The sequence below is a fragment of the Pseudomonas serbiensis genome (genome assembly GCF_030580745.1).
Taxonomy (GTDB): Bacteria; Pseudomonadota; Gammaproteobacteria; order Pseudomonadales; family Pseudomonadaceae; genus Aquipseudomonas; species Aquipseudomonas serbiensis.
This window is the reverse complement of record NZ_JAUQOO010000009.1, coordinates 175,107-187,019: the sequence shown is the minus strand read 5'-3', so window position 1 is coordinate 187,019 and position 11,913 is coordinate 175,107. Positions and strand designations below refer to the sequence as shown.

9 protein-coding genes are annotated in these 11,913 nt (G+C 57.5%); 7 read left to right on the top strand and 2 right to left on the bottom strand.

Annotated elements, in window-relative coordinates:
- Positions 1-3 precede the first annotated feature (3 nt).
- The 5 genes from dsbC to Q6A51_RS13995 all read left to right on the top strand — a co-directional run bounded on the left by dsbC (position 4) and on the right by Q6A51_RS13995 (position 8,826).
- Complete coding sequence (dsbC, locus tag Q6A51_RS14015) at positions 4-744, top strand: bifunctional protein-disulfide isomerase/oxidoreductase DsbC (protein ID WP_201003685.1); 741 nt, start codon at positions 4-6, stop codon at positions 742-744.
- 139 nt (positions 745-883) lie between these two features.
- Positions 884-2,188, top strand: coding sequence for a homoserine dehydrogenase (locus tag Q6A51_RS14010; RefSeq protein ID WP_201017931.1), 1,305 nt, complete (start codon positions 884-886; stop codon positions 2,186-2,188).
- Positions 2,189-2,308: 120 nt separating this feature from the next.
- On the top strand, positions 2,309-3,718 hold the full coding sequence (gene thrC, locus Q6A51_RS14005) for a threonine synthase (RefSeq protein ID WP_201017930.1): 1,410 nt from the start codon (positions 2,309-2,311) through the stop codon (positions 3,716-3,718).
- A gap of 192 nt (positions 3,719-3,910) precedes the next feature.
- Positions 3,911-7,453, top strand: coding sequence for an ATP-binding protein (locus Q6A51_RS14000; protein WP_304575052.1), 3,543 nt, complete (start codon positions 3,911-3,913; stop codon positions 7,451-7,453).
- An 89-nt stretch (positions 7,454-7,542) separates the two neighbouring features.
- On the top strand, positions 7,543-8,826 hold the full coding sequence (locus Q6A51_RS13995) for an EAL domain-containing response regulator (RefSeq protein ID WP_445177104.1): 1,284 nt from the start codon (positions 7,543-7,545) through the stop codon (positions 8,824-8,826).
- Here Q6A51_RS13995 and Q6A51_RS13990 read toward each other — a convergent pair.
- Positions 8,799-9,461 carry a response regulator gene (locus Q6A51_RS13990; protein WP_304575034.1) on the bottom strand — a complete coding sequence of 221 codons (663 nt, stop codon included), beginning with the start codon at positions 9,459-9,461 and terminating at the stop codon, positions 8,799-8,801. The genes Q6A51_RS13995 and Q6A51_RS13990 overlap by 28 nt on opposite strands.
- A gap of 283 nt (positions 9,462-9,744) precedes the next feature.
- On the opposite strand from Q6A51_RS13990, the gene Q6A51_RS13985 reads away from it, so the two are divergent.
- Positions 9,745-10,038 carry a DUF3509 domain-containing protein gene (locus Q6A51_RS13985; protein WP_201017927.1) on the top strand — a complete coding sequence of 98 codons (294 nt, stop codon included), beginning with the start codon at positions 9,745-9,747 and terminating at the stop codon, positions 10,036-10,038.
- 195 nt (positions 10,039-10,233) lie between these two features.
- On the opposite strand, the gene Q6A51_RS13980 is transcribed toward Q6A51_RS13985, so the two are convergent.
- A complete protein-coding gene (locus Q6A51_RS13980; protein ID WP_304575051.1) occupies positions 10,234-11,070 on the bottom strand; it encodes a TIGR02285 family protein in 837 nt (278 codons plus the stop codon).
- Positions 11,071-11,366: 296 nt separating this feature from the next.
- Here Q6A51_RS13980 and Q6A51_RS13975 point away from each other — a divergent pair, with 296 nt between their 5' ends.
- Positions 11,367-11,909, top strand: a complete 543-nt coding sequence (locus tag Q6A51_RS13975) for a YaeQ family protein (protein WP_201003674.1) — start codon at positions 11,367-11,369, stop codon at positions 11,907-11,909.
- The last annotated feature ends 4 nt before the right edge of the window (positions 11,910-11,913 follow it).

Below are 11,913 nucleotides of genomic sequence, written 5' to 3'. Positions count from 1 at the left end.
TTCATGCGCTTGCCTCATGTTTTTGCTGCCGCCATTGTTGCCCTGGCCAGCTCTTTCAGTGCGTTTGCCCTGGCTGATGCTGTCCCCGATCAAGCCATCCGCAAGACCCTGGAGTCGCTTCAACTGGAGCTGCCTGTAGAAAGCATCGCAGCCAGCCCGCTCAATGGCCTCTATGAAGTCAAACTCAAGGGCGGTCGTGTTCTTTATGCCAGCGCCGATGGCCAGTTCGTGGTGCAGGGTTATCTGTTCCAGATCCAGAACGGCAAGCCGGTCAACCTGACCGAGAAGACCGAACGTCAGGCGATCTCGAAAACCATCAATGGCATTCCTGCCAGCGAGATGGTGGTTTACCCGGCCATTGGCGAAACCAAATCGCATATCACCGTCTTCACCGACACCACCTGTCCTTATTGCCACAAGCTGCATGAAGAAGTGGCTCAGTTGAACAAGATGGGCATCGAAGTCCGTTACCTGGCTTTCCCGCGTCAGGGGCTGGGTTCGCCGGGCGACCAGCAACTGCAGGCGGTCTGGTGTTCCAAGGACCGCAAGGCAGCCATGGACCTTATGGTCGACGGCAAGGACATCAAGGCACCGAAGTGCGAGAACCCGGTGACCAAACAGTTTGAAATGGGTCAGTCGATTGGCGTGAACGGTACGCCAGCCATTGTCCTGGCCGATGGCCAACTGATTCCTGGCTATCAGCCGGCTGCCCAGGTTGCCAAGCTGGCGCTGGGTGCCAAATAATCCTGCATCGTCAGGAACGCCTCATGGGCATGGGGTGACGCCTTGCCGTCATCCCGCTAAAAAAATTGGAGTCGCATGGTGACATGCGGCTGTTTTCCACGGCCGACTTCGGGGCGGCCGTTTTTCGGGGAGTTCATCAGTGAAACCGGTCAAAGTAGGCATCTGTGGGCTGGGTACTGTCGGTGGCGGTACCTTTAACGTACTTCAGCGTAACGCCGAGGAGATTGCCCGTCGTGCCGGGCGTGGAATCGAAGTTGCGCAAATTGCGGTTCGTACACCAAACCCCAACTGCCAGATTACCGGTACACCCACCACGAACGACGTGTTCGCGGTGGCGGAAAATCCTGAAATCGATATCGTCGTCGAGCTGATCGGCGGCTACACCGTCGCCCGTGAGCTGGTGCTCAAGGCCATCGAGAACGGCAAGCACGTGGTTACCGCCAACAAGGCGCTGATCGCGGTACACGGCAATGAAATCTTCGCCAAGGCCCGTGAGAAGGGCGTGATCGTGGCTTTCGAGGCCGCCGTCGCAGGCGGTATCCCGGTCATCAAGGCGATTCGTGAAGGCCTGTCGGCAAACCGCATCAACTGGGTTGCCGGGATCATCAACGGTACCGGTAACTTCATCCTCACCGAAATGCGCGAGAAGGGCCGTACTTTCCCGGACGTCCTGGCTGAAGCCCAGGCGCTGGGGTACGCCGAAGCCGATCCGACCTTCGACGTGGAAGGCATCGACGCTGCCCACAAGCTGACGATTCTGGCTTCCATTGCATTCGGTATCCCGCTGCAGTTCGACAAGGCCTACACCGAAGGCATCACCAGACTGACCACTGCCGACGTGAACTACGCCGAAGCCCTGGGCTATCGCATCAAGCACCTGGGCGTTGCGCGCAGCACGGCGCAGGGTATCGAGCTGCGGGTTCACCCGACGCTGATCCCGGCCGACCGCCTGATTGCCAACGTCAATGGCGTGATGAACGCCGTGATGGTCAATGGCGACGCCTCGGGTTCGACCCTGTTCTACGGCGCTGGCGCAGGCATGGAGCCAACGGCTTCTTCCGTGGTTGCCGATCTGGTGGACGTGGTGCGTGCCATGACTTCCGACCCGGAGAATCGCGTACCGCACTTGGCCTTCCAGCCGGATTCGTTGTCCGCTCACCCGATTCTGCCGATCGAAGAGTGCGAGAGTGCCTATTATCTGCGTATCCAGGCCAAGGACCATCCGGGCGTACTGGCTCAGGTTGCAAGCATCCTGTCCGAGCGCGGCATCAACATTGAATCGATCATGCAGAAAGAAGTCGAAGAGCAGGACGGCCTGGTGCCAATGATTCTGCTGACGCACCGCGTACGCGAGCAGCGCATGAACGATGCAATCACAGCGCTGGAAGCCTTGCAGGATGTGGTAGGCCCCGTTGTGCGGATTCGTGTCGAACATCTCAATTAATTGATTAGTTGCAAGCGGCAAGCGGTAAGCGGCAAGCGGCAAGTAGAGGTCAACGTGCCTTTACTTGCAGCTTGAAACTTGCAGCTTGAAGCTTCCAGCTCAAACCAAAGGTTTGAAAAAATGCGCTACATCAGTACCCGCGGCCAGGCGCCAGCGTTGAATTTCGAAGATGTGCTGCTTGCAGGCCTGGCCAGCGATGGTGGCCTGTATGTGCCGGAAAACCTGCCTCGTTTCACTCAGGAAGAAATCGCTTCCTGGGCTGGCCTGCCTTATCACGAGCTGGCTTTCCGGGTGATGCGTCCGTTCGTGGATGGCAGCATCCCGGATGCCGACTTCAAGAAGATTCTCGAAGAAACCTACGGCGTGTTCGCCCACAGCTCGGTTGCCCCGTTGCGCCAGTTGAACGGCAACGAGTGGGTGCTTGAGCTGTTCCATGGCCCGACTCTGGCGTTCAAGGACTTCGCTCTGCAATTGCTCGGTCGTCTGCTCGATTACGTGCTGGCCAAGCGTGGCGAGCGTGTGGTCATCATTGGCGCGACTTCCGGCGATACCGGCTCGGCAGCGATTGAAGGCTGCCGTCGTTGCGACAATGTCGATATTTTCATCCTGCACCCCAACAAGCGTGTTTCGGACGTTCAGCGTCGCCAGATGACCACCATCTTCGGCGATAACATCCATAACATCGCCATCGAAGGCAACTTCGACGATTGCCAGGAGATGGTCAAGGCCAGCTTCGCGGACCAGGGCTTCCTCAAGGGCACACGGCTGGTAGCGGTCAATTCGATCAACTGGGCGCGGATCATGGCCCAGATCGTCTACTACTTCCACGCAGCCCTGCAGTTGGGCGGCCCGGCTCGCTCGGTATCGTTCTCGGTGCCTACCGGCAACTTCGGTGACATCTTCGCCGGTTACCTGGCTCGCAACATGGGGCTGCCGGTCAATCAACTGATCGTGGCCACCAACCGCAACGACATCCTGCACCGCTTCATGAGCGGCAACCAGTACGTCAAGGAAACCCTGCACGCCACGCTGTCGCCTTCGATGGACATCATGGTGTCGTCCAACTTCGAGCGTCTGTTGTTCGATATGCATGGCCGTAGCGGCGCAGCAATCGCCGGCCTGATGGACACCTTCAAGCAGGGTGGCGGTTTCAGCGTCGATGAAGACCGCTGGACCGAAACACGCAAACTGTTCGATTCGCTGGCCGTCAGTGATGAGCAGACCTGCGAGACCATCGCCGAAGTGTTCGCACAGACAGGTGAAGTACTCGATCCGCACACGGCAATCGGGGTCAAGGCCGCGCGTGAGTGCCGTCGCAGCCTGGATACGCCGATGGTGATCCTGGGAACGGCCCATCCGGTCAAATTCCCTGAGGCAGTGGAGAAGGCAGGCGTAGGAAAAGCGCTTGAGCTGCCTGCACATTTGTCTGATTTGTTCGAGCGCGACGAACGCTGCACCGTTTTGCCAAATGACCTCAAAGCCATGCAGGCCTTTGTCAGCCAGCACGGCAACCGCGGAAAACCGTTATAACAGAAGCGTTGTGTAACAACTTAAGGCCCGCCACCCGGCGGGCCTTCTCATTTTCCCGTGCCAAACTTTGGAGGTTTTTGAGTTCCTACGGGTGAGTCAGTGGTTGTGAAACAGGCAAGTATGCAAGGTGTGGTCAGGGCGACCGGCAACCTGATTATCGGGCGTGCATGGCGCACGATTTTGGTCCTGTTGATGCTGTCTTTCGGCCAGTCCGCAAGTGCAGCGCAGGATTTGCCATTTACGCTGAGTGCGCCATTTCTGGCATTGGACGATTTGCCCCTCGATGCGGCGGATCGACAGTGGCTGGAGCAACGCAAGGCTCTACGGGTCGGCATTGCCATTGCCGATTATGAACCTATCGATATCACCAGCGACCGTAATCGTTATCAGGGCATCAGCGCCGATTACCTCAGCCTGATTGGCGACAAGTTGAACATGCCGATCCAGGTGATTGGCTTTGCCGAACGCGATCATGCGATTGCCGCATTGCGTAGCGGCGCCGTCGATATTCTCACTAGTGCCAACGGTTTCGAGCGTGCCGTGAAGGGGTTGGCATTTTCCCATGAGTACATGCCCGATCGTTCGATGGTGGTCGGACGAGGCAGCGACCCGTGGCCGTCGTTGGGGCTGGCAGGCAAGAAAGTCGTATTGCTCGATGGGTATGCGGACTCAAGCACTGTCCATAAAGCCTATCCCGAAAGCGAAATCATTATTGCGCCCAATCTCTACAGTGCTCTGGAGGCCTTGAGCCAGGGAGAAGTTGACGCTTTTATCGGCAATGAAGTGATTGTGCGTTCCTATAACGCCTTGCGGCCTTACCTGGGTTTGCAGATCAAGTTCGAGAGCGCATTGCCGCCTGTGGGCTTTGCGTTTGCCGTGCGTGAGGACGAGCAGCGGCTGTTGACCCTGATCAACCGGGCCTTGAGCAGCCTTGAGCCATCCGTCGCCCGTGAGGTGCTGGGGCGCTGGACGCTGGGGCTGGGTGCCGATGTGGTCGGGCAACGGATCACGCTCTCCAGAGCAGAGCGGCTCTGGGTGAGCAAACACCCCAGCGTGACAATCTCCACCACACAGCATCCGCCCTATATCTACAAGGACAATAACGGCCATTGGGTCGGGCTGAATATCGATGTGCTGGCGCGGATTTCCCGTATGACCGGCCTGCAGTTCGTTCACAAGGAAGTACCTTCGACCCAGATGAGCATCGAGGTGCTGAAGGCCGCAGAGGCGGAGATGAATACAACGCTGGCCGAAAACGCCGAGCGCAGGCAGTTTCTGGATTTCACCTATTCGTTTGGAGGTAATAGCTGGGTCTTTGTCGTGCGCTCCGAAAACTCTTCGCACGTTTCCCTGGGCAACCTGTCCGGCCGGGTACTGGCATTGCCTGCAAAGCATGCGCTGGAAGAGGAGATCCGCCGCAACTTTCCCGAGGTCCAGTTGCAACTGGTTTCGACTTATGCCGAAGCACGCAACCTGGTGGAAACCGGGCAGGCGGATGCCACGATCCAGAACGAAGCCGGCGCCTACCTCTTTCCGCCCGGCAATCTGAAAGTGGCGCGCAGTGTCGACGGCAAGTGGTCTCCCGACCAGTTTTCAGTGATCAAGTCGCAACCTGAACTGCTCAGCATCCTGAACAAGGCTCTGGAGGCATTTCCGGTGGCCGAGATGCGCTCCATCCGCATGAAGTGGCTGGGTTCGGTATTGCCTCAGCCCTCTCTCTGGAGCCGTATCCCGCAGTGGGTGTTCTGGGTTGTGGTACTGGCATTGTTGCTGGGGCTGGTATCCCTGGGCTGGAGCAGCCGGCTCAAGTCCCAGATTCGCCAGCGGCTCAAGGCCGAAAGGCAACTCAACGACCAGTTGGCTTTCAAGCACGCGCTGTTCGATGGCATTCCCAATCCGATTTACGTTCGCGATCTCAAGGGACGGCTTATTTCCTGTAACCGCAGCTATGAAGAAAGCTTCGGGATCAGCTTTGAGCAAATGAATGGTCGCCGCCTGATCGACGTCGATCTGATCCCGCGCTCCGTGGCCGAACAGATGCATGCCGACTATCTCAAGTTACTGGAGACCAGACGTCCGATATTCGCCGACAGGACCATGGAGCTGTTTGGCAAGCATGTCGATGCCTGGCAATGGACGACGCCTTTCTTTGGTGCCGATGGCCAGTTGCAGGGGCTGTTGGGCGGCTGGATCGATATCACCGAACGCAAGCGGCTGGAGATTCAGCTTGAAGAGGCACTACGGCATGCCGATCAGGCCAGCGAGGCCAAGAGTGCGTTTCTGGCGAGCATGAGTCATGAGATCCGCACGCCGATGGGAGCCATCATCGGCCTGCTGGAGCTGGAATGTGAGCAGGCACTGCGTCGTGGCGAGACACCTTCCCAAGGTTTGCAAGTGGCTCATCAATCGGCAAGGGAGCTTGTCGCTCTGATTGGCGACAGCCTTGATCTGGCCAGAATCGAGGCGGGCGGGATTCAGTTGTCGTTGTCCGCGACTTCGCTCCATCCGTTTTTTGAAGGCATTGTGCAGTTGTTCTCGGCCCAGGCTGAGCAGAAAGGGTTAGAGCTGAGGCTGGATTTTGCAGAGCAGGCCCGTGGTGATTATTGGCTCGACCCGTTACGGCTGCGTCAGGTGCTGCATAACGTGCTGGGCAACGCCCTGAAGTTCACACAACAAGGTTCTGTGGTGATCACTGTCAGTGTGCTTGAGGAGCACAGCGAGTCGCGACGCCTACGGATAATTGTCCAGGACAGCGGAACGGGGATCGATCCCCAGCGTCAGCAGCAGATATTCCAGCCTTTCATTCAGGCCCATGACGATATTGCGGTCCGCTATGGCGGCAGTGGGTTGGGGCTGAGTATTTCCCGGCAGCTTGTAGAGCTGATGAACGGGGAAATCAGCCTGTGCAGTGAACCGGGACATGGCACGCAAGTGACTGTCGATGTGGCGCTCGCCAGAGTGAAACGCCTGACCGTGCAGCAGGATGAAACCCGGATGCAGAGCCGCAATCCGGGTGAGCGCAGTTTGCGTTTGCTGGTGGTGGACGATATGTCGGCCAACCGTCTGGTGTTGACTCAGCAACTGGAGTTTCTCGGCCATCAGGTCGTGCCCGCCGAAGGTGGTGCCCAGGCCCTGGATATGTGGCGCGAGGAGGCGTTCGATGCCGTCATCACAGACTGCAACACGCCAGGGATTACCGGTTACGCACTGACCGAAGCAATCCGCAATATCGAGTCTCAGGAACAGCTCCCGCGTTGTCCGGTCATTGGCTGTACGGCCAATGCCATGACGGATGAGGCCGAGCGATGCGAGCGCATCGGCATGGATGGATTGCTGGTCAAGCCGTTGTCTCTGGAGCGCTTGTCAGAGGAACTGGCCAAAGTCATTCGTGAGCAGACATTCGATATTCGTACCTTGCGGCGCATGACTCAGGCCAACGAGGAACAGATACAGCGCCTGCTGGGAGAGTTGTGGAAAAACCTGCGTCATGAGCGTGAGGTGATGCAGCCAGCGGTCGGAGCCCATGACTGGAAGACTTTAAGTGCCTCCCTGCATCGTTTGAAAGGCGCAGCCTGTCTGGTGGATGCCGTGCCGCTGGCCAAGGCCTGTGCAGCGCTCGACGCCAGCGTGAAGAGCGAATCCGGTGCTGCCTTGAGCGAGCGCTGGCCGGTACTGGATGCTTCCATTGAAAGCCTGCGGGCAGATATTGAATTGCAGTTGGCACAGGTGCCCTGAATTTTAGGACTTGTCTTATGGGGGGCAGCCAACAGGAGATCTAGAGTGCTGTCACTTTCGGCCTGAAGGCTGTGATCTGGAAAATGACCGTGCGCTCTCTCAAAGTTCTGATCCTTGAAGACAATCCTTTTCAATTGATGGCCTTGCACCAGATGCTCAATGCCAATCAGGTATTCGACGTGCTGACCGCAGACAGCGTCGAAGCTGCAAGGCAGTCTTTGCTCAATCGGGGTGAGGTCGATATCGCCATCTGTGATCTGCAGATGGAGGGGCCTGATGGCCTGGAGTTGATTCGTCATCTGGCGCAGAGTGGCCAGGCCAGGGCGCTGATCGTTCTCAGCAAAGTTTCGGAATCGGTGCTTGATGGCGTGGTTCAATTGGCCCGCAGTCAGGGGCTGGAAGTATTGGGGGGCTTGCAGAAACCGGCCTCGGCGGCCCGGCTGTGCGATTTGCTCGAAGCCTATGATCAGTCCGCCTCGATACCCGGCCAGAGCGTGCCGGATACCCAGCCTCAACCTGTCTTTTGTGCCGAGCAATTGCTTGTCCCGGCAGCAGGCCGGGATTGTCCGGATCTGGCAGTGCTGGCTGAGCAGTGGATCACCTGCTTTCAACCCAAGGTCAGCGTCGATGGCGATGTTCTGGGCGTCGAAGCGCTGGTCCGTTGGCAGCATCCATTGCACGGTCTGTTGGCCCCTGGCAGTTTCATGCAGGCGATTGAAAGCGCCGGGCTGCTGGTGCCCTTGACCTGGCACGTGCTTGAGCAGTCTTTGCAATTGTCCGCAGATGTCCGCTGCAAGCAAGGCGAGGCGTTGCCTGTTGCGGTGAACATTGCTCCGCGGGTACTGGAGCAGACGGACTTTGCCACGCGAATCATGGCGCTTCTTGTGCTGTATGAGTTACCGGCAAGCATCCTCACCCTGGAAATTCTCGAACATGACGCCCTGCAACCCGAGGCATGGCAACTGGAGGCGTTGCTGCGCCTGCGCATGCAGGGCTGCACGCTGTCCATCGATGATTTCGGTATGGGAGCCTCTAACATCATGCGGCTTTTGCAGCTCCCGTTCTCTGAGCTGAAGATCCCTGCCGAATTCGTGCGTGGCATGGCGGACGATCCTCGCAAGTCGGCGGTTGTTGCCGGGGTGATGTTCATGGCTCGACGCCTGTCGCTGGATGTCGTGGTGGAAGGGGTGGAAACAATCGATGACTTTCACAGCCTGCTGGTGCTGGAGACTCCGGCCATTCAGGGCTATTTCGTTTCCCGCCCCCTGTGCGTGGCAGATCTGTTGTGCTGGCTCGACGAGCGCAAAAGGTGCAGTCCGAGGCCGGTATCGCGAAAGGTAGCGGGTCAGGAAAGCCCGTGTTCCTGTAGGTAAATGAAAAACGCTGCTTCGTTGCTCAGGCCGAGTTTGCGCATGGCGCTGACTTTTTGTGCGCTGACGGTCTGTTTGCTGCGGCTCAGTTGGGTGGCGATCTCACCGACGGTATTCCCGGCAGCCAGCAGGCGTACGACTTCCAGTTCTCTGGGGCTCAACTGCTCAAGCGGTTTCAGCCTGTCTGCCCCATGATCCTCGGCTTCGAGCAGGATTCTGTGTACCGAGTCGGCCATGAACACTTCCTTGCGCCGGATGCTCCTGATTGCAGCAGGCAACTCGCCCACCACACTGGCCTTGCTCAGCAATCCCTGGACATTGAGCGAAAGCATCGCTCGAAACAGTCCGGCATTGCTCAGGGTTGTCACCACGATAACCGGTAGCTGCGGGAAGTGGCGATGAATGCGCTGCAGCAGACGTAAACCATCGCTTTGCCGTTGCGCCGGCATCATGAAGTCCGTGACCAGCAAATCACACTCATGGTTCTTGAGTTCCTGAAACAGTTCGTTCGGGCTACAGGCCTGTGCGACGACACGGGCTGCATTGTCTTGCTCGATCACCACGCGCAGGCCGATCAGAAAGATCGGATGGTCATCCGCCAGGATGATGCGCAGGGGGCGATCAGTGGAAGCGCTCAAGGTATTGCTCCATCGAATGGCAGCTAACGTCATTGCATACGATGTTGCTGTTTGGGTATCACCTTGATCTATAGGAAATTTGTAGGATGTTGGGTGTAGATTGTGGTGAATGTTCCTATAACTAATGAGCGGATCTGATCTCCGGTTTTTTCTTTGTCATATTCGACAGGCATGCTCGGTTATCAGAGCCGTCCAATGAACCTCGCAGGCCAAAGAACTTTCCGCGCTTGCCGATGGTCAGTGATAAGCACCTTTGCATTCAAACTGTTGAGTGGTGATCCAGATGGAAAATATCAGCTTACTGCTAAGCGAAGCGCTGGCTCCTTACCAGGCCAGCCTCAGCCCGGAAGGCGCACGTGGAGAGCGTCTGGTAACACTGAAAGATGCTACTGGTGCCATTGTGATCGAGCGCAGTTTCACTGCCGATCAACTGCGCGATAAACGTCAGCTCACAGATGTCGTGGACGGTTTGCACCGGGATTTGATGGTTGCCGAAGGCCGGATCGAGCCCTGCGTGATCGCTGCGACGCGCCATGCCGCACTGGCCCGTGCGTTCACTGCGCCCGCTTTTGCCTGAGCGAGCCAGGAACCTTATTCCTTGAGAGCGTTCACATAGGTTGTGGCAGGTTCGATCATTGTGCTCCGGTGATCGAAACCTCCCAGGTGTTTGCCCCGGGTAGCTCTCCCCTCTGCCCGGGGTTTCTTTTTTTGAAATGTATCTGCGCATCGGTGATGCTGCGTTGAAAACAGGCTCACCTTCGTCGTACAGCGCTTAGTTAGTCTCAAAAAACGCCTTGGCATCCTCTATGTACTGCGCCCGCAATTCCGGGTCCAGCCAGTTTGCATAGAAATTCAACAGGCTGGTTTCGCGCAGGGTACGCATTTCCCGGTTGATGATTTCCATGGCTTGCCTGCCTTGTGGCGTATCCGAGCAGCCAATGTGGGTGAACTGGTATTTGGGGGTGTCCTTGACAGGCAGGAAGGTCAGTTCCTCGGGCCTTATCCCCTGTAGCAATGCATGGGCGCGGGCTTCGGGCCAATAGCTGATCAGTGCCTGCAGACGTCCCAATCGCTCCATTTGCAGCAGGCTGCCGACGGCATCGTTGCCATAGTGCTCGCTCAACTCCTGCCTGGGAGTGTGGCTGAGCGCTTCGTCGATCACAGCTCCATAACTGCGCTCTGCAACGACACCCAGCTTGATGGTCTTGCTGGCCATCAGCGCGCGCAGGTCGATATGCCCGTCGGCGATGAACGGGGTGAAGCGCTCAAGGTCATCCTTGCGCACCACCAGCCCATTGCTGAACACGATGTAGGTCGGAATGGAAAAGACGATGGTCCTGGCCCGTGTCGGGGTCCACAGCAAAGTGGGGTCGCAGGTCAGCGAAGTGTCGTTCAGCATCTGTGTGCTGCGGGCCCGATTGACCCGCATCAGCACATGTTCATACTCGGGCATGCGGGCTATCAGCACCGGCATGAATTGATCGATAGCGCCTTGCCCTTGATAAGGGCCGGAAAATATCGTCGCTGGCGGCATGTCGCGCAGAAGCCAGATCAACGTCTCTTTGGCCTGGCTGATGCAAGGTAATCCCGATAGCACCAGTGCCAGCAGCAACCTGGTCAAATACGATCTTGCAGACGGCGAGGCGAGAGAAGACATTCTCTGGTTTCATCCCGAAAAATAGTATTCAAGTGAATGGACCGTGATTGGATCGTTGCAGTGACGATGGCGTCACAAGTGCTTCAAATCCTGACATCAGGGTCAATATGGTTGCCTTTTTCGCAGTCGTAAATTGCATCAATGTCTGCAATCAAGCCAGTGGATTTTGCTTGCCGGGGCAATGTGGTCGTTCCCCGGCCCGGTATCGGTTAGACTTGCGCCTTTTCCCCGACACTAGAAGCCCGTTCATGGCACAGCCCTCCACGACCTACAAGTTTGAACTGAACCTCACCGATCTTGACCGTGGGGTCTATGAAAGCGTCAAGCAGACCATCGCCCGCCACCCGTCCGAGACTGAAGAGCGCATGACTGTGCGTCTGCTTGCCTATGCCTTCTGGTACAACGAGCAATTATCGTTCGGGCGTGGCCTGTCTGAAGTAGACGAACCAGCCCTTTGGGAAAAAAGTCTCGACGACCGTGTTCTGCACTGGATCGAGGTTGGCCAGCCCGATGCTGATCGCCTGACCTGGTGTTCGCGTCGTACCGAGCGCACCAGCCTGCTGGCCTATGGCAGCCTGCGCGTCTGGGAAGGCAAAGTGGTTCCGGCCGTCAAGAACCTGAAGAACGTCAACATCGCGGCGGTGCCTCAGGACGTTCTGGAAGCGCTGGCCAAGGACATGCCACGGGTCATCAAGTGGGATGTGATGATCAGTGAAGGCACTGTTTTCGTGACCGATGACCGCGGTCAGCACGAAGTACAGTTGCAGTGGCTGGCAGGTGAGCGCGGCTGATAGC